A 19800-nucleotide genomic window follows, 5' to 3' on the forward strand; every position below is an offset into this window, starting at 1 on the left:
GCTGAGTAAGCACTTTTGTGGATCACTTTGTAGTCGGCGTCTGAAGTATAAAATTAGCTAAGGGTGGATCACTTTTACTCCGTTGTTTTTAGGACAAAAGTGGATCAGTTTTCACCCGTTGTTGACATCAGCACCGATCGACTTTCCTTGCTGATTCACTTGGGGCTGGAAATACAGAACAAATTGGTTTGTTCCTAAAGCCTCGCGCATATCGGCTTCGAGTGCATATTGCGCACTTAAGCTTGCTTCAATTTCTGGGCAGTAACGGACTAAGCGATTTCCGCCTTGCTCTTTTGCAAGATTCACTGCAAGGTCAGCTTGGCGAATCAATTCTTCTGGACGCTGATTGGCACATTGATCTGCTGCGGGTTGTCCACCGGTGCACTTGCCATCTGCTAGCGCCATCCCAATACTGACGGTTCCTTGGTAGCGAACTTGCGAGAGCCTCATGGGTTTTGCCAGCGACCGGAGGATAGCATTTCCAATCAAGGTGCCCATCTCACCCGCGACGTAGGCTGTATCAGCTTTGCTAATAACAAGAAATTCATCTGCAGTGAGTCGGGCAAGCTACATGTCACCACTCGTTAGCTCGCGTAGCCGCTCAGCGCACGTATGCAGGACGGCGTCACCCACCGCTTGTCCATGGACGTCATTAATTCGTTTGAACCCATCGAGATTGACGAGAAGTGCAATGACCGTCGGACGGCGTTCGTCTTTTCGGACGAGCAACTCAGCGAGCTGACGCACGATAAACTTGCGATTCGGCAGTCCGGTTAGGCCATCATAAAATGCCATTTGGTGAATAATTTGCTCTTGAGCTCTTTTTTCCGTGACATCACTGATAAAGCCACTCCAACTGACTACACCACTGCGCTCTTGCTGAGGCATGGCGTTGCTAGCCATCCAACGGGCTTCTCCTGAGGGGGTGTGCACCGGAAATTCATGATTCCATGGGCTCATGGTAGCCGCACTTTCAGCAAGGGTTTCCACGATTTTTAATCGTTCTTTCTCAGGTACAAGACTCAAGACTTTCTTTGGCTCTTCCATTGCTTCGTGGGGAGGAATACCAAACAGGCGCTCACTGGCTTGGCTAAGATAGCTAAATTGCAAATAGCCTGTTGGGTCGCGGCGAAGTTGGAAAACCATACCGGGGACGCGTTCCGTGATTTTTCGCAATCGCTCCGAAAGTGCACGGACTTCTTTTGCACGCTGTCGAGCGCTTTGACGAAGTCCAAGTTGTTTGCTGACCAAAATCACGACCGTGGTGCTTAGGACGACGAGGAAAACGGTTACGATGATGGTGCTAACGAGCAGCTGTCCTGCATCGAGCCCACTGTGCGCACCGATGCCAGTTTCAACTGGCAAAAATACGGTCGCATGCATGGCCGTGTAGTGCATACTTGAAACCGCAATGCCCATTATCACAGCACTGACGAGGGTTCGGCGGTTGTCGTTCTTAACAATAGGCGCTAGCCATGTTCGGGCCCCAAGAGAGAGTGCTGCAAGTAAGACCGCGACGAAAACGGAGAGCACAAACATACCGGGAAGATAGCGGATGTCTGCGTCTGCTTGCATTGCGGCCATCCCAGTGTAATGCATAGCTCCGATGCCAGCCCCCATAAAGAGTCCGCCAATCGCGATCGTTTTCAGTGTTTGCTGGTCTTTTCGAAGCACCCAGAGTGTGATCCAAGCGGCAACGATTGCAGGCAGTACGGAGACGGCTGTAATCGGGACGGAATAATAGATTGGAACGTCAATTCGAAAACTGATCATACCGATAAAATGCATCGCCCAAACACCAATTCCCATGGTAAGAGCACCGCTCAAGTGCCATGCAAAACGGTGCCACTGCACCTGAGTACGTTTAATGAGGTTGGTGTGATAGAAGCTCGCCAAAGCCGCTAAAATAGCCATGGCGAGGGAAAGAATGACCAGCGATGTCAGATGATGTCCGACATAGGCGGTCGTCACATCATGTGACGCAGTGACAAACGAAAGATAGGAGGTCAATGATCATTCCTTGCTGGACCCTAAGCGTCCATCATGTTTAAGTTGCCATGCCCGCCTTACGTGCTCGCGCTGCATGAAGCTTCTGGTAACTATCGAGCAATCGCTGATGTTTTTCCAGTCCGGTAAGTTGCATGTCGGTTTCGGTCAAACCAGGGAAGCGTTCAGTTCCCTGTACGCTTCCCACAACCGATGCCATCGTATCGGTGCCGTACATTCGCTCAAAGTTTTCAATAAAATCCTCGAGCGCCAAATCGTCTGATAGGGTGACTTCAAGCACCGCGCTCATTGCACGATAAAATAAGTTTCTGGCCACCGTGTTGTCGTTGTATTGTAGAAACTCTTCAACCAACTCAAGGGCCTGAGCGTGTTGGCCAAGTGCCAGGTAAATCATAATTTTTAGCTCAAGAATCGTGAGCTGGCCCCACACGGTATTCTCATCAAACTCCACACCAATCAGCGTGATAATGTCTGAGTAAGCATCGAGCTGGCTCTCTTCGAGTCGCTCAACTAATTCCGCGAGTTCATCTTCGCTTAAACGATGGATGTTCAGGATATCCTCGCGGAAATCTAGTGCCTTGTTGGTGTTATCCCAGATCAGATCTTCCACGGGATATACTTCCGAATAGTCTGGAACCAAGATACGGCACACTGGCGCACCGAGATCAGTATGCACCGCCATGTACACTTCTTTCCCGAGATCCTCGAGGATATTGAACAATGTATCCGCTTCTTCTTGGTTGCTCCCGGAAAAATCCCAGGGCACGAAGGTGTAGTCTGATTTGTTACTAAAGAAGCGCCATGAAACGACACCAGTTGAGTCGATAAAATGTTCAACAAAGTTGTTCGGTTCCGATACCGCCATGGAGTTAAATGTGGGCAGCGGGAGATCGTTGAGTCCTTCAAAACTGCGACCTTGCAGCAGTTCAGTTAAGCTTCGCTCAATCGCGACTTCCATCGTTGGGTGGGCACCAAACGACGCAAAGACTCCGCCGGTACGCGGGTTCATGAGGGTGACGCATGCAACTGGAAAGCGTCCGCCTAAGGAGGCATCTTTCACCAGCACTGGGAAGCCTTGCGCTTCGAGCCCCTGAATGCCGGCCACAATCTTGGGATATTTTGCGAGCACGTCGGCAGGTACATCGGGAAGTGCGAGCTCTTGTTCAATAATCTCGCGTTTCACCGCACGTTCGAAAATCTCCGAAAGACACTGAACTTGAGCTTCAGGCAAGGTATTACCCGCGCTCATGCCATTGCTTAGGTACAAGTTTTCAATGAGATTACTCGGGAAATAAACGGTCTCACCGTCGGAAACGCGAACATAAGGAAGGGCGCAGATACCACGATCGATATTGCCAGAGTTGGTGTCGATCAAATGGGAGCCACAGAGCTCACCATCTGGGTTGTAGATCGCGAGGCAGTGTTCATCCAGCAATCCATCTGGTAGCGAATCATCCTCTGTTAGAGGAAACCAGCGTTCATCGGGATAGTGGACAAAGGGTGCATTCGCGATATCCTGACCAAAAAATTGGTCGTTGTAGAAGAAATTGCAGCTGAGACGCTCAATAAACTCGCCGAGTGCCGAGCACAAGGCGGCTTCTTTGGTGGCACCTTTGCCATTGGTGAAACACATCGGTGATGCGGCATCTCGAACGTGCAATGACCAGACGTTGGGCACGATATTACGCCACGAGGCGATTTCAATTTTCATGCCCAGATCAGCCAAAATACCGGTCATCTTTTGGATCGTTTGCTCAAGGGGTGCATCTTTGCCCACGATATAGGTCTCTTGACCATCTGCGGGCTTGCCAATCAACAAGGCTTGAGCGTCCTCATCGAGGTTTTCAACGACTTCTAACTGAAACTCAGGACCCGTTTGCACCACTTTCTTCACGGTACAGCGGTCAATGGACCGCAAAATCCCTTGGCGATCTTTTTCAGAAATATCCTCAGGTAGCTCCACCTGAATCTTGAAGATCTGGTTGTAACGATTTTCAGGGTCGACAATATTATTTTGGGAGAGGCGGATATTGTCGGTCGGGATATCCCGAGAATTACAGTAGACCTTCACAAAATATGCCGCACAGAGTGCTGAACTGGCGAGGAAATAATCAAAGGGGCTCGGGGCTGAACCATCACCTTTGTAGCGGATTGGTTGATCGGTGATGACGGTAAAGTCATCAAATTTAGCCTCGAGTCGAAGGTTGTCGAGAAAATTAACTTTGATTTCCATGCAGAATGACCAGCGTTGATGAATCAGGGACGGCAAATTATGAGGGGCTATTATCGCGCAAAACCACGCGTTACCCCAGAAGTATGTGCGATGCAGTTGTTGAAGTTTTGCTCGTGGGCAATGAATCGGTTACTTTAGAGATGATTCTTTTTCTTTAGGTGCAATGCCTTATGAATTTTCTGTCTGTATTCGGCTCGCGCGTGAAGCACACTTCCCGAACTTCTATCTCGCTTGGGATGTTCGCCATGCTATTGCTCGGCTGTTCGGGCGACCCTGAAATTATTTTGCCCGATGGGCAAACGCTGAGTGAGCTGACCGCTGAGCTTGAAGCAAATGAGGGCGGTAAAAGTTACGCCGAAACCTTAATGGATCCGACCCGCCACCCGTTGGCGCTAGCACGCTTGATTTCGGAGCAAGAGCGCGAAGATTCTTCCGTTGTTTTTAATTTTTATTTATTAGCCATGGAGCAGCTCGCGCGCCATGGAGCACCCGAAAATGTCACGTTAGACTACATTGTTCAGTTGCAATGGCATGTGAGCAATACGCCGTTGCCTGAATTTTCGGACACGCTTCGCTATGAGCGAGAGGTAGCCAACGCTTATTTAGCGCTGGGGCGTGACGCAGACGCCTTGGCGGTCGCTCATGAGATATATCGGACCGCACGGTTGCGTCCAGAGAGTTACTGGACTCAGTCGCACCAAGAATCTGCTGCAGAAATTGCAAGTAAAGCGGGTGATCTCAGTCTGTTGGAGGATTTGGTTGAACGGGAGTTTGCAACCGTGCAGCGAGTATATCGCCGAGCGGTTCTTGCGAAAGCTTTGCTTGATCGGGGAGAGGAGCTTCGTGCTCGCCGACTCGCCGATGATATTGCTTTCTCGCTCAGTGAAATTCAACGCGATACGTCCCAGACTGAAGATCGGCAGGAACAAGCACTTATCAGTGAGACCGATCACATCTTACTCGCGATGTTTCAAGAGCTTGGACAACGTCAACGGGCGGTTGAGGCATTGCAAGCCATGTACATCCGAGATTTTTCACAGGTGACTGAAGAAAATCGCTGGCAGTTCTACGCATGGTTCAAGTTCATTGAGAAATTTGCGGAACTGGGTGAGTTCGACCGCGCGCATGAAATACTCGACATCGTGATCGAGAATACCGTGGATTTGCTGCAGGATGAGCCCGAGTTTGGCTATTACTTCGCAATGCATCATCTTTCATCTCTCCTGGATTTACTTGAAAAACATGGCGAACAAGAACAGGAAGCTCGTCTGATTCAATCGGTCTCGACGGCAATTGCATCCGATCAAGATGAGTATCGCATTTGGGGGTTGATTGTGTTGTCAGAGGCGTTAGCACGGGCTGGACGTCAGGATGATCTAGAACGGGTCTTGCAGGAGATTTCATCTAGTTTGATGAATCTGGTGGATCCAGAGGAGCGCGCTTTTGTGCTCGCCTCAACCTATCGGCTTTTTGTTCAATATCAACGTCATGATGATGCGCAGCGCGCACTCCGTCTGGTCCTCGATGATTTCTCGCGGCAGGATCCGATGACCGCAAGTTCAATTCTGGAAATAATTGGAGAGTCGCTGTTACAAGAAGGCCATACCGAGACGTTTAAACGCCTTGCCTCCGAAACGGTTCAGCATGCTCCTTTTAGCATTCACTCATTGACCCATACCTTGGCCAAATATCAGCATTACGTGGATGCACTCGAGATAGCTGCAAACGTCGAAGAACCACCATGGTTGGTCTATTTATTGATGTCGCTGAGTGACATTTACTTGGAAAAACGTCGGGTCCCCGGTGCCGAAGAGCGAGCACTACTCAAACAGTTAAAGGAACGAATGGTTACCTTGCCATCGGATCTTGGTCCTGAGAGCACCGAAGAATAGCTGGGCCCGCAATACTTTGTAACAAGAAATCAGTTGGTTTCCCGGCCTGAGGTTGTTAACCTTTTGTAAATTACAGGAAGTCGTTTCTTTTACTGCTTACACAGCCATTCAGGACGTTGTTATGAACTTGAAAAGCTCTATGGTGCGTGCCCTTGGGTTTGCGCTCCTCCTCCTCGCTGCGCCTTTAAGTGTTTCGGCACAGCCCGTGAATATTCCGTTGAAAGATTTCTTTGAGCACGCGGAATTTGGTGATGTTGCCATTTCACCTCAGGGTCGCTACATGGCGGTTACCGTGCCATCAGATTCCGGCCGAAACCTTGCTGTGATCGACATTAGCGACCTTGGCAACATGCAAGTCACGTCTGCCTTTGAGCTGCGCGGCAACGAGAGTCCTATCAATGTCTTTTGGGTGAACAATGATCGCCTGATTTTTGAGACCACTATGCAGGTTGGAGCGCTTGAAGTTCCAGCGCGCACCGGTCGTGTGTATGCCATGAATGCAGATGGAAGTAATCGTCGTCAGCTGTTTGGTACCAATCCGGGAAGTTTCGTATTCCGTCAAATGTCGATTATTAGCACTCTGCCCGAGGAACCGGATTGGATCTTGATTCAGCATTGGGCGCACGACCGGACACGCCCGATTGCAGAACGTTTGAATGTAAACGATGCCCGTCAGCGAGGTGTGGCGAGTTCACCGCTCGATCGAGGCGGACTAATGGCCGATACGGAAGGACGTGTCCGTTTTGCGATCGGATTTGATGAGGACCAAAACTCACGTTTTGCCTGGCGCCCGAATACCGATGCGGAATGGCGTACGTTTAATAATGAGCTCGGCTCGCGTATTTCGCCGCTTGGGTTTAGCGCTGACGGACAGTCGGTGTATTTTTCTTCTCGTGAGTCAGAGAAAGTTGGGGTGTATCGCATCGAACTACAAAGTGGCCGAGCCGAGCCCTTGTTTGAGAATATGCGCGTTGAATTAGATGACCTGCTCATGTCTGGCTTTAGTCCTGTCAAAACCGATGCAACGGGCACGCGGTTATTAGGCTTCCGTTTTTCGGATGGCAAGCCGCAAATCTTGTCGGTTCATGAAGATGCCAATGAAATGGTTTGGCTCCGCCAGCTTGAGCAAATGTTCGATGGAAACTATGTCCACATTCATAACTGGACGCGTGATGGAAAACGTGCGCTGATCTCAGTATCCAGTGATGTCGCACCACAAGAATTTTTCTTGCTCGACACGGAAGCACCTTCCTTGGTGTTTATCGCGGGTTCTCGTCCGTGGATTGATCCAGAAATGATGTCACCTACGCAGCCGATTTCGTTTGAGGCGCGGGATGGCCTCGAAATTCATGGCTATATGACCTTGCCGCAGGGGCAAGCGGAGAATAATAAATTTATGGTATGGATTCATGGTGGCCCGCATGGCCCCCGTGACTTCTGGGGATTTAGTCCTTGGGTTCAAATGTTCGCATCGCGTGGGTTTGGCGTGCTACAAATTAACTTCCGCGGCTCCGGTGGCTACGGTTTCGACTTTGAAGAGGCCGGTTACCTGAAATGGGGCGCGGAGATGCAAGACGATATCACCGATGGAACCCGTTGGTTGATTGAGCAAGGTTATGCCGATGCTGACCGCATTTGTATCGGTGGAGCGAGCTACGGTGGATTCTCAACCCTCTCGGGCATCACTCGTGAGCCAGATATGTACGCATGTGCGTTTGCTTTTGTGGGTGTTTATGATCTCCCACTTATGAAAACTACCGGGGATATTCCACAAAGCGAGATGGGTCGTCGCTATTTAGATCGCGTGCTTGGAACCGATGAAGATGATCTCAAGGCGCGCTCACCTGCAAACTTTGTTGAGAACATTCGCACCCCGTTGTTTATTGCGCACGGTGAAGAAGATATTCGCGCCCACGTGGACCATTACCACCTCCTTAAACGTCGTTTAGATGCTGCGGAAATTCCCTATGAGGAATTATTGGTTGCGGATGAAGGACACGGATTCTATCGTCCGGAAAACAATGTGAAAATGATGGATCGTGTGCTTGAGTTTATGCTGAAACATACGGCTAAGGACGACTAACCACCATGAAGAAGCCCGGCTTTCGATTGAAATTCGGCCCCGCAACCTTAGTTGCAGCCGCTTTTATCGGGCCGGGAACGGTTGTTACGGCGTCCCTCGCGGGCGCCAATTTTGGTTATGCCCTGTTGTGGGCCCTCGTGTTTGCAGTCATTGCGACCATGATTCTGCAAGAAATGGCCGCACGGATTGGTGTGGTTACCCAAGCCGGACTTGGGGAAGCGCTGCGAACTGTCGTGCAGCACCCACTGTTGCGTAACGCCTTTATAGCACTCGTGGTGGCAGCCGTCGTGATCGGCAACAGTGCCTATCAAGGTGGCAATCTGACGGGAGCAAGTTTGGGTGCGGACGCCCTCTGGGGAAATGCAGGCTGGCTTGTTGCATTCGAGGAACGCACTGGACTTAATCCCTGGGCGTTTATTCTTGGTAGCCTCGCAACCTTGGTGTTATGGCAAGGGAAATACAAAACCATTGAAAAGGCTTTGATTGGTCTTGTGGTCTTGATGAGTCTCGCCTTCCTCACAACCTTCATTTTGACGCGCCCTGACTTCTTGGCACTGTTCCGCGGTCTTTTGCTCCCGAGCATTCCCGCCGGTGGAGCACTCACGATGCTTGCACTTGTTGGGACAACCGTGGTTCCTTACGCCTTATTTTTACATGCTGCAGGAGCGCGTTCGCGCTGGCCGGCGGAAACAGTGAATAAAGATGTTGCCTTGCAAGAAGCGCGCGCGGATATTGTCACATCGATCCCATTGGGTGGGCTTGTCTCGGTGGCGATAGTCTCGACCGCTGCCGCCGCATATTTCGGACACGCTGCAACAATTGAAGGGGCTGCCGATCTCGCTGTGTCTTTGGAGCCTATTTTTGGCCGTGCAGCAACCTATCTTATGGCGTTTGGATTACTCGCAGCCGGATTGAGCTCAGCCATTACCGCTCCACTCGCTTCAGCGTATGCGCTCGTCGGGGTACTAGGTTGGCGCATGGACATGAAAAGCCGAGGATTTCGACTCACGTGGCTGAGCATCATATTGGTGGGAGTGACCGTGGCATCACTTGGTATCCGCCCAATTTCACTGATTCTATTTGCACAGGTGGCCAACGGTATCTTGCTGCCGCTGATTGCTGGCTTCTTGTTGCTTGCCGTCAATCAAACACGTTTGGGAGCACACCGAAACAATCGCCAACAGAATATTCTGGGCGGCATCGTGTTCGTTGTTGCGCTGTTACTTGGGGTGCGCTCGATCGGTCTGGCGTTGTTCTGAACGGGATCAGGCTTCAAACGAACGCATGATTTCCGCGTCCATGAAATCACGCCAACCTTTGCCAAAATCAGGTAGTAACTTTTTCCGTTCTTTCTGGTAACGCTCTAAGCAGGCTAACCGCTTGTCTTCAGATTCGGCCAAATGTTCAATGGCCGCCCAATCGTTCCACACCGAGTACAGACCCCAATCGCTGCGGTGAATTTCGCAGCCGGGCAGGCGGTAATGAAAGGTTGGCCGTGCTTTTACCAAGGATACATCCTCGACGTATTTAAGCAGGCGTTTCTCGTCGAGATGACGAAACAAAGGAAGCATATCCAACGCACGATTGCGTGTTGGATTATCTCGTAAATAATCGGTCATCAGATCTTCAAGAGAGGGATCATAATCTGGATGGAGGACCTTCTCTAAATATTTTTTAGGGAATGGATCGATATAGCTGCTGACTCGCCGAGAAATATCGGGGTCGATACGTTTCAAGAGCCATTCGTAAGCGCATAAGAACGCCTGAAGGTAATTGCGCAAGGTTGTGGCATCGGTATTGGGCACTTCAGGATTTAACTGCATCCCAAAGGCGTAAGCGAGGCTGTTGGAAGAACCTTTGGCGCCTGCCTCTCGTAATTGCTCAATCAGGGTTTCCACTTCCTCGAGACGGGATAGCGGCAAGGGCGGGCTGACTATCTCAACCGGAACAACGCTCTCGGCAATCCAAGCGAGCCCCTTTTCTGCCGACTTTTGCCATTCTTCTTGATGCTCCTCGCGCCCCAGCTTCTTCAAATAACTATAATCGAACTCAATGACCCAGTCGCCCGCATCATCACCGGAAACGCTTCGCTCGTACCGACCTTTCTGCGAGATATCGGTTTCAACTCCGAGGGACTTTAAAAACGCGGAGACAATTTCGGTCACCTGATCAAGCGAGAGATCCCCGAGCTCAATTTCCACGCCGACACGTCGTTCCTCATCGTCAGCGGTTTTGGGTTGCGGGACTTTCATCAAGGCTTTGGCCATGTACTACTCCTCGAGAACCGGTGGAATATCAGAGATAAGGCGGTATACCCAAGCATGCTCTCCATCCTCAAGGGTATACAAATAGCGTTCATATTTCACCCCGACTCGTTCATATCGGTCGAGGCGCCGCAGCTGTGTGGGGGTAACGTAAAAGGTGACGCCCTCGGTCACGGCGTCGTCATCGGGCAATAGATCGAGCCCGTACCGGCGGTAACCCTGCAGTTGAGCAGGCTCAGTTGGCACAAAGCGACGAATGATTAGGGTCCGGACAAAGTTATTACGCAAGGTGCCAAATGCAAAAACGCGATGGGTTGCTTCTTGGTCAATCTCAAGTGTGGTCTCGCCATAAGTGAAGCTGTAGGGGCTAATCCAAATCCACCAAAAGATTACAGCGGCTGCGAGCAATGCAAATAATGCGTAGGTCATAGCTTTCACGATTCCAATCCATTTTTTCTGCGAATTTTTTGTGTATGATGAGAAGCTTAGCTCATGAATTCCGGTTCATGTAGCAAGCACTCCTTACAACATAACAAGAGAGAAAGCTCATGGGAAATTTGAAGCATGTCGCACGCTGCGTTTCAGCGGGGGTGGCTGTGCTCGTTGCAGGCGCGTTGGTCACGGGTTGTTCGGATACATCAGGTCCAGAGCAGGCGGCCGCTGAGGCACGGTACGAACTCGTGCCCGAAGCAGCGCACCGGCTTGATATTTACGTTCCGGTTCCTATGGATGTTGATATCTCGCATTTGTCACCACAAAAACGTGAGCTCATCAGTATCCTGATTGACGCGGCAGACATTATGGATGAGTTGTTTTGGATGCAGGCTTACCCGGGAGATCGCGATGAGCTGCTCAACGGCATTTCGGATCCGCGTGTGCGCCAGTTTGCTGAAATCAATTATGGTCCGTGGGACCGTTTGAACAATATGGAACCCTTCATTCAAGGCTTTGGACCGAAACCGTTGGGCGCGAATTACTATCCTGCGGACATGACCCGTGAAGAATTTGATGCGGCGGATCTCGCTGACAAAGACTCGCTCTATACGCTAGTGCGTCGCGATGATCACGGACAGCTCTACACAGTTGCTTACAATGAGAAATATGCGGAAGGTCTAGCACGCGCTGCCGAACTGCTTCGTGAGGCCGCAGAGTTAGCAGAAGACCCGATGTTTGCGCGGTATCTGCAAATGCGCGCTGATGCGTTCTTAAGTAACGAGTATCAAGAATCGGATTACGCATGGATGGATATGGTGGATAACACCGTCGATGTCATCATTGGACCGATTGAAACCTATGAGGACCGTCTGTTTGGGTACAAAGCAGGGTTTGAAGCGTACGTTCTTGTCAAGGACCTCGAGTGGAGTGAGCGCCTCGCGATCTATGCGGACACTTTACCGGCCCTGCAACGTGGCTTGCCGGTGCCTGAGGAATATAAAGCAGAGGAGCCTGGAAGTGAGGCGCAGTTAAACGCCTATGATGTCGTCTACTATGCGGGGCATTCTAACGCGGGCAGTAAGACGATTGCTGTGAACTTGCCAAATGATGAGCAAGTGCAATTGGAGAAGGGTACTCGTCGTTCTCAGTTAAAGAATGCTATGCAGGCAAAATTTGATGAAATCTTGGTGCCGATTGCTGATGTGTTGATTGCCCCGGACCAGCGCCATCACATTACCTTCGATGCATTCTTTGCCAACACAATGTTTCATGAAGTGGCGCATGGTCTTGGCATCAAAAACACCATTAATGATCGTGGACCCGTGCGCACCGCCTTGCGTGAATATGCAGCGCCGTTGGAAGAGGGTAAAGCCGATATTCTCGGGCTGTACATGGTGACACAACTCATGGAGGAAGGGATTTTAACCGAGGGCGTTTTGGAGGATTACTACGTGACGTTCTTGGCTGGCATTTTCCGTTCGGTTCGCTTCGGCGCTTCGAGTGCACATGGTCAGGCCAACATGATTCGGTTTAATTATTTTGAACAAGCTGGCGCCTTTGTCCGGGATGAATCGGGATACTACTCTGTGGATATGGAAAACATGCGCGCAGCGATGAATAGTTTGTCAGAGCTTATCCTGCGCCTTCAGGGCGATGGCGATTACGAAGGGACCGCGCGTTTGTTTGCAGAAATGGGTGGAATCGGTGCCGATCTGCAAGCCGAGTTGGATCGCATTGATGCGGCCAATATCCCGGTTGATATTGTATTTGAGCAAGGCAAACGGCCGCTTGGACTCGAATAGTCATTTTCACCAACGAACGGTGTAAGTCACCAACAAAGGGTGCTCTTCAATAAGCGCCCTTTTTATTTAAATAAACTTAATTAATTAAAATCAGTAGGTTGCATGGTTTTTAAGGAATTGGCATAGATTCTGCATTTTAATCGTCATGGGGGATATTCAGGCATCTTTGGCTTGGATACACGCCTCATAAGCAGCAGCAAAAAACGGAAAACGGAGAGCCTCGGCTCTCCGTTTTTCCTTGCCGATAGCTTCGTTAAGATGCATCGGGCTTTTTTAGTTCCTCTTTGATATCAGTCAGATCATCATCGTGCTCGGAAACATCCCACGGTAAGCTTCCTGGCGAGTGATGCTGGAAGTGCAGGTAGTTTTCAAATTGATTGAGCACATCATCAATAATGTCGGCTTCTTCAAAACCAAAGACATCGTAGGCCTGTCCACCTTGGCGCAAGAAGACTTCCGCACGGAAGTAATCATCGTCATCACTATCCTTCGTGATAGCAAACGCGGGACGATGATAACCCCGCAATCGAATTTCGTACGTGAAGTCGATTTCATCCTTATCGACGGTTAACACCACGCGTGTTGGCTCCTCTTGCAAGCTGACTTCAGCTTTCCATCGCTTCGCAGTTAACTCTTGTTCGACACGTTTGAGGCATTCATGGCAGGTCTCACGAATAAAGGCATCGACTTTTTCCTTGCTCGGATAATCGACCATACCGGCCAGACGTTTTTTCCAATAATTGGCACCTGCGTGGACCCCTCGACGATGCACTTGAGTGTGGCTTCGCAAACTACTGTATTGATGTCCCTCAATGACCAGGGCTCGCCACATTCCCACGGCGGCGATAATCATAATCACTGCAAACGGCAAGGCACTGGCAATCGCTGCTGTCTGCAGAGCGGTTAGTCCACCCGCAAGTAACAGCACAGCAGCGACAACGCCTTCCGAGCTTGCCCAGAAAACGCGTTGCCAGACGGGTGTATTCATCACGCCGCCCGACGCCAAAGAGTCAATGACTAAAGATCCAGAGTCAGATGAGGTGACAAAGAATGTCATAATCAGAATGACCGTCGCAAACGACAAAATACTCGTAAGCGGGAGGCGTTCGTACAGCTTGAACAGGGCAATGGCCTGATCAGCCTGTACTTCGTCAATCAGTGATTCGTAGCCTTGCACCATGATCATGTGGAGTGCGGTATCGCCAAAGACGGAGAACCAGAAGAAGGTAAAAATCGTGGGGACTAGCATGACACCAACGACGAACTGACGAATGGTGCGGCCCCGACTAATTTTCGCGATAAAGAGTCCAACAAAAGGCGCCCAAGCAATCGTCCAACCAAAGATAAACAAGGTCCAGTTGCCAATCCAATCACTGCGACTGTAGGCCTGAAGATTAAAGGTACGTTCTACGATGTAGTTTAAATAACTCCCAGTGTTCTGGAGGAAAGTCTCCAAGATATGCACCGTAGGTCCGAACGCAAAAACAAAAAGCAGTAAGAATAGGACAAGGCTCATATTGATGATGGATAGGCGCTTAATCCCTTTATCGAGACCAGCCACTACCGATGCAATCGCCATGAGGGTAATGACAAATATCACCGCGACTTGCACGAAGGTGCTGACTGGAATACTCGGCCATAGGTAATTAAGCCCTGCGTTGATCTGAATAACAGATAACCCCAAAGTTGTCGCGATTCCGAACATGGTGCCGAGAATGGCAAAGGTATCAACCGTGTGACCTATTGGCCCATGGATGCGCTCACCAATCAGTGGAAAAAGGGTGGAGCGCATAGAGAGTGGTAGTCCGTGTCGGAAGGAGAAATAAGCAAGCACGAGCCCAACGAGACCATAAATTGCCCAGATGTGAAAGCCCCAATGAAAGTATGAAATTTGCATGGCTTGCTTGGCGGCATCTACCGTGAGCGCTGCTCCATCGGGTGGATCTGCGTAGTGCAAGACAGGTTCGGATACGCCAAAGAACAGCAGCGCGATACCGTATCCCGCTGAGAACAACATGGCAAACCAAGCGGGGAAGCTATACTCCGGCTCCGCGTGGTCAGGCCCGAGTTTGACTCGCCCCCAGCGTGACAAAGCAACCATCACGATAAAAATCAGGAACAAAGCGACAGCAAGCATGTAAAACCAGCCAAAGTCTTCGGTAATTCGTGCAAGGACTGCCGAGAAAACTTCTCCGGCAAGCTCGGGATTACTGAGCGTTCCTGCAACAAGCAGAACAATGACAACAACGGCTGGAATAAAGACTGGGAGGAGAAGGGCTGATCGCCAGCGAGATGGCGCTTTTGAACTCATAGTAAGGCTCCTTGATGAGGGAAAAACTTCTTTCGTTCGTTATTTCAGGCTAGCACCTGCTGATCGATTGACAAGTTTTGTTCGCGGTTCATTTCGCTGCGAGTGCGCCGTTCTGCAACTTAGGAATCTAAAAAGTGAGAGGAAGCTTTCGCGAAGTTCAAGAGAGTTGTGTATGCTCAAACGACAAAAAACTGGAGAATAACGAACGAGCGAGGCTTTCGTGAACCTTTATCACCGATTCAGATTTTATGTGGAGCGTTTGTTGGCAGGGGGGCCATTCTTCCAGTTGCTTGTCGTGTGGTGCATTGTCGGCGTGATTTCAGTACTGGGTGGTATTCTGGTGTTGCTGATTGCGCGTGAGGGGAGCTTCACGGAGGAACTCTGGTGGTCTTTTCTGCGCCTTTCCGACCCAGGATATTTGGGCGATGACGAAGGGACTGGCCGACGCTTCATCTCAACCATTCTGACGGTACTCGGCTATGTTCTCTTCATGGGGACCTTGGTCGCCATCATGACTCAGTGGTTATTCCGAAAAATGAATCGCCTCGAACAAGGATTGACGCCGGTAAGTTACCGAGGACACACCGTTATTCTGGGGTGGACATCGCGAACAGTGCCCGTCTTACATGAATTACTTACCGCGCGGTTCCGTAAGGTCAGTCTCCGCCGAATTGTGGTGCTGGCCGACGATATTACGGCCGGCCCTATGTTACAGTTAGCGGAAGAGCCTCTTACCGCGCGTCAAAAAAACCGCGTCATTCTGCGCTCTGGTTCGTCGATTAATCCGGAGCATTTGCACCGCGCCGGCGTATTGCATGCGGATACAGTGATTGTCCCGGGCCGTTCACACTCCGGTGAGCAGATGCTGAGTGCCGATTCTGAAGTTATCAAAATCTTGACGAGTTTGGAGACGCAGTATCGAAAACTGCAACGGCGTCCTAAAGTGATTGCCGAGTTGCAAGATGCACGAAAAATTCCCATCGCGTTACACACCTATCAGGGCCCCATGCAAGTTATTGCGAGTGATCGGGTCATCGCGAAGATCTTGACACGGTGCGCTGTATATCCAGAGCTTGCAGGAGGGATCAATGCTTTGCTTGTGGCCGAGGATCAAGGACAACTTGTCCCAATCCCCGCAACAGCTTTCCATGGTCAGGCTTGGCAGAATGTGTTCGCCGCATTTTCACAGTCCACCCCATGTGGCGTGATTCGACGCGAAGGGGCGAAGAAGCATACCGTGCTCGCTCCTGAACCGGACTTTTTGCTTGATCGCCATGACGAGATTCTGGTGTTAGCAGAAGGGCAAGGTGGGCTTCAGGCTCAGCCTACAACGCACGTCAAAGATGAACCTGAAGCGACCCCGCTTTTGCTGGCGCCCGCGCGCCCTAGAAAACGTTCCATTTTAATTCTTGGCTGGAATAATCATGTGGCCCGTGTGGTCGCTACGATGCAGCAAGAGGAGCGTACTGAATTTACCATCACGCTGGTTTCAACCGTACCAGTGGAAGAACGCATGGCGATTTTACAGGATTATTTAATTGAAACACCCGAGCGAATCAACCGTATCGAGTGCCTTCAGAAGGATTACACAGTTGAAGCCAATGTGCGTGCGCTGATGCCTCACCAGTACGATGTCATTATGCTGTTTTCAAGTCATCGCGCCGCGAGCGGTGAAGAGGCAGATGCTCGCACGATTGTCGGCTTTATGGTGCTGGATTACTTATTACAAAGTACACCGGAGCAAAACGCAAAGAGACCTCATGTTTTGATTGAATTGCACGACTCGAGTAATACCAGTTATGTGCAGCGTGCGGAAAATGCAGTGATCGTCAGCCCCGTGATTGTCTCGCATGTGCTCTCACAGATTGCTCGGTATCCGCAGCTCCGGTCAGTCTACGAAGAATTATTGTCCAGCGAGGGTGCGCGATTATCAACGCGCAAAGCACCGGATGGTCTCTTTGGGCAAAGAACGGTGCAGGAACTGCAGCAAAGGGCAATCCAACAGGGGTGCGTACTGCTCGGAATTCAGCGAGCGGGAGAGACTCGCTTAAATTTACCACCGACCTTGCGTCTTGACGTAGATGACTCATTGTTACTGATCGTGCTGCAACGGGGACTCAACTGAAATGAGTGAACTTATTTTGTTGATTCCTTAGTATTTAAATTGAACGGAGTAATTTGGGCCTTCGGATTGTGAGGACAGAATTGTGGTTCAACGCATTGTAGCGGGAGTCTTGGGGGTGTGTTTGTTGGGTGCATGCTCGGACGGTGCCGAACCCTCGTCCAGTAGTGGCGGAGAAGAGCGACGCATCCCAATTGCAGCCTATGAGGTTGTTCCTAGAGACCTGTCAAGACAGCTGATGCTCTCGGCAACGGTTGAACCTAGAATTCAAGTCACTCTAACCAGCCGAACCCAGGGGATTGTCGCTGATATCGAAATTGGCGAGTCGATTGAACCCCAGCAACCCTTATTCACGCTGGCAAACATGAATGAGCTTGTCATTCGTCCGGGTGTTTCCGAGCGAGATATTCGCCACCTTGAAGTCGGCATGACAGTTCCTGTTCGTTTAGACAGCATGCCGGACAAGGAAATTGAGGGAACGATTCGACGTATTTTTCCCGCAGCAGATCAAAGTAGCCGATTGTTGCGAATAGAGGTTCTCCTTCCTGAACAATCTTTTGAACAAGGTGTGCGCCCTGGTTTTTTGGCGCGCCTGCCTTTAATTGTCGACCCTCGACCCGACGCACTGGCGGTACCTGCGGCAGCCGTTGGCGAAAGTGGGGATCAGCGTTACATCTAGCGCTGCAGGATGCAGGGCGTCTCCTGGAGCTTGCTCGAACACAATTACCGAGTGATAGCGAACCGCCTCGGTTGTATAAACGTGATCCCTCACAAGATCCCGTCTGGCAGGCTGGATTTAGCTCGTCGCTCACGAACCTAGCTGCGGTGCTTCCGTTTTTATTGATTACTGGCTACGCATCAATGATTTTTCGTGAGTTAATTCTCACCATTTCATTTGCTATTTTGGCTACGCTGGCCGCAGCACTGACGTTAGTGCCCATGCTCGCCGCACATCTGGCCCGAATTCGATTTCGCAGTGGATTGGAACAAAGCTTCTTAATCCGAGGTTTTAACCGAGGTATTGGCCGATTGCAGCGGCACTACGTGAATTTATTGCGTCCTGTCCTGAAGTTTCGTTACGTGACGATCGTCATTGCATTGCTGGCGGGCATTGGCATTGCGCGGATTGGAGCGGATCTCGGTAATGAATTTTTACCCCAAGTGGACGATGGTGGTGTCGGGATTCGAATGGTACTACCCAGTGGGACGCCTCCGGCAGAAACGGATGCAGCAGCGCGGGAAATTGAATCCGTGATCATGGATATGCCCCATGTGGACACAATGTTTGCCTTGGTCGGCGGTCATCTTGGTGGAGGAATCATTAATGAACGCCCTGGAACCAGCAATATTCGTGTGCAGTTAACCCCAGCGCGTGAGCGGCCCGATATGAGCGCTGGACAGTGGGTCGCTGAGGCGCAACAGCGTCTGGATGCATTGGATCTTCCAGGCGCAAGAGTTAGCGTACGGCCACCGGCTATTCGAGGGCTTCAGTTTAGCCCCGGTGGCGCAGATTTTTCCATTAGTTTGGTAGGGGATGAACTTGCGGATATGCGCGAATATGCGCGAGACATTGCAGCGTTATTGCAGGGAATTCCCGGACTTGAAGGGGTTGAAGTAGGACGGGAAGACCAAAGCCCGCTCACGCGAATCTTAGTTGATCGGGAACGTGCCGCGGACTTGGGGTTACGTGTATCCGAGGTTGGCCGTGCTGTGCGAAATGCGGTTGCGGATGTGGGCCAAATCATGGCTGAAGTCGAGGCTCGAATGGCGGACTTTGATCTCCCTGAGCAATACAGCCTGATCTACTCAGGACAATGGGAGACCATTCAAGAGACGAATCGCGAGCTACGGACGGTGGTGATTTTGGCATTATTTTTAGTGTTTGTTGTTATGGCTGTTCAATACGAGCGGCTGACCAACCCACTTGTCATTTTGACTGCCGCACCCCTCGCCTTATTCGGTGTGGTGAGTCTGCTCGCTCTTACACAGACGTCGCTGTCGGCTCCGGTGTTGATCGGGGTTGTGTTGCTGATCGGGATTGTTGTGAACAATGCCATATTGTTGGTGGAGTATATTGAAATTGGGCGTCGGCAAATGGGGCTTGCACTTGAAGATGCTGTTTACCGGGCCGCAGAGGTTCGTTTACGCCCTATTTTGATGACAACCCTCACCACCATTTTGGGTATGCTTCCCCTTGCGATCGGCTTTGGTGAAGGCGCGGAGATCATGCATCCACTAGCGCTGGCTGTCGTCGGAGGCTTGTTAAGCGCAATGTTCTTGACACTCTTCATTGTTCCGGCGTTTTACATGATTATCAATGGGTTTGCAGAGCGAGCACGGAGCATGCTGTTCGGATCGTAAGCTTCACTCCCGGAAAAGAAAATGGCCGGCAATCAGCCGGCCATTGGATATGTTCTGTAAGAAAAAGCGGTGCTTATTCAGTTACAGTAACGTTCTCAGCCTGAGGACCTTTTTGTCCTTGGGTGATGGTGAACTGTACTTTTTGACCTTCTGTCAAAGTACGGAAACCAGAACCAGAAATGGCGCTGAAGTGAACGAATACATCGGGGCCGCCGGCGCGCTCAAGGAAACCAAAACCTTTCGATTCATTGAACCACTTTACGGTACCAGTAACGATTTCAGACATAGTC

At 50.6% G+C, this 19800-nt stretch carries 12 protein-coding genes and 1 pseudogene; 7 read left to right on the forward strand and 6 right to left on the reverse strand.

From position 1 onward, the window contains the following. Nucleotides 1–111: 111 nt before the first annotated feature. Nucleotides 112–1914, reverse strand: a pseudogene (locus CWE11_RS10990) (sensor domain-containing diguanylate cyclase). 133 nt (nucleotides 1915–2047) lie between these two features. Next, nucleotides 2048–4240, reverse strand: a complete 2193-nt coding sequence (locus CWE11_RS10995; RefSeq protein WP_126777680.1) for an OsmC domain/YcaO domain-containing protein — start codon at nucleotides 4238–4240, stop codon at nucleotides 2048–2050. Nucleotides 4241–4410: 170 nt separating this feature from the next. Between CWE11_RS10995 and CWE11_RS11000 the strand changes: the two genes are divergently transcribed. The 3 genes from CWE11_RS11000 (at nucleotide 4411) to CWE11_RS11010 (ending at nucleotide 9474) form a co-directional block, all read left to right on the forward strand. Then, nucleotides 4411–6132, forward strand: coding sequence for a hypothetical protein (locus CWE11_RS11000; RefSeq protein WP_126777681.1), 1722 nt, complete (start codon nucleotides 4411–4413; stop codon nucleotides 6130–6132). A 121-nt stretch (nucleotides 6133–6253) separates the two neighbouring features. Continuing rightward, nucleotides 6254–8215, forward strand: coding sequence for a S9 family peptidase (locus tag CWE11_RS11005; RefSeq protein WP_126777682.1), 1962 nt, complete (start codon nucleotides 6254–6256; stop codon nucleotides 8213–8215). A 5-nt stretch (nucleotides 8216–8220) separates the two neighbouring features. Beyond that, nucleotides 8221–9474 (forward strand): Nramp family divalent metal transporter, encoded by a 1254-nt coding sequence (locus CWE11_RS11010; protein ID WP_126777683.1) that lies wholly within the window; start codon nucleotides 8221–8223, stop codon nucleotides 9472–9474. Nucleotides 9475–9480: 6 nt separating this feature from the next. Here CWE11_RS11010 and CWE11_RS11015 read toward each other — a convergent pair whose 3' ends face one another. Both CWE11_RS11015 and CWE11_RS11020 read right to left on the reverse strand, forming a co-directional pair. Then, nucleotides 9481–10482, reverse strand: a complete 1002-nt coding sequence (locus tag CWE11_RS11015; RefSeq protein WP_126777684.1) for an amidoligase family protein — start codon at nucleotides 10480–10482, stop codon at nucleotides 9481–9483. A gap of 3 nt (nucleotides 10483–10485) precedes the next feature. After that, nucleotides 10486–10908, reverse strand: a complete 423-nt coding sequence (locus CWE11_RS11020; RefSeq protein WP_241971788.1) for a gamma-glutamylcyclotransferase family protein — start codon at nucleotides 10906–10908, stop codon at nucleotides 10486–10488. Between the two features lie 119 nt (nucleotides 10909–11027). Between CWE11_RS11020 and CWE11_RS11025 the strand changes: the two genes are divergently transcribed. Continuing rightward, the gene (locus tag CWE11_RS11025) at nucleotides 11028–12716 is read left to right on the forward strand and encodes a dipeptidyl-peptidase 3 family protein (protein WP_126777686.1); all 1689 of its coding nucleotides are present in this window, start codon (nucleotides 11028–11030) and stop codon (nucleotides 12714–12716) included. 253 nt (nucleotides 12717–12969) lie between these two features. Here the strand turns inward: CWE11_RS11025 and CWE11_RS11030 are convergent, their stop codons facing one another. Beyond that, a complete protein-coding gene (locus tag CWE11_RS11030) occupies nucleotides 12970–15027 on the reverse strand; it encodes a BCCT family transporter (protein ID WP_126777687.1) in 2058 nt (685 codons plus the stop codon). A 220-nt stretch (nucleotides 15028–15247) separates the two neighbouring features. Between CWE11_RS11030 and CWE11_RS11035 the strand changes: the two genes are divergently transcribed. The 3 genes from CWE11_RS11035 to CWE11_RS11045 all read left to right on the forward strand — a co-directional run bounded on the left by CWE11_RS11035 (nucleotide 15248) and on the right by CWE11_RS11045 (nucleotide 19510). Next, nucleotides 15248–17152 (forward strand): potassium channel family protein, encoded by a 1905-nt coding sequence (locus CWE11_RS11035; RefSeq protein ID WP_126777688.1) that lies wholly within the window; start codon nucleotides 15248–15250, stop codon nucleotides 17150–17152. Between the two features lie 82 nt (nucleotides 17153–17234). Then, a complete protein-coding gene (locus CWE11_RS11040) occupies nucleotides 17235–17828 on the forward strand; it encodes an efflux RND transporter periplasmic adaptor subunit (protein ID WP_126777689.1) in 594 nt (197 codons plus the stop codon). A gap of 71 nt (nucleotides 17829–17899) precedes the next feature. Further along, nucleotides 17900–19510, forward strand: coding sequence for an efflux RND transporter permease subunit (locus CWE11_RS11045; RefSeq protein WP_198675637.1), 1611 nt, complete (start codon nucleotides 17900–17902; stop codon nucleotides 19508–19510). Nucleotides 19511–19583: 73 nt separating this feature from the next. Here the strand turns inward: CWE11_RS11045 and CWE11_RS11050 are convergent, their stop codons facing one another. After that, entirely contained in the window at nucleotides 19584–19796 is a 213-nt protein-coding gene (locus tag CWE11_RS11050) for a cold-shock protein (protein ID WP_126777690.1), read from the reverse strand. Nucleotides 19797–19800: the final 4 nt, after the last annotated feature.

Origin of the sequence: Aliidiomarina sanyensis (genome assembly GCF_003987175.1) — a bacterium.
Taxonomy (GTDB): Bacteria; Pseudomonadota; Gammaproteobacteria; order Enterobacterales; family Alteromonadaceae; genus Aliidiomarina; species Aliidiomarina sanyensis.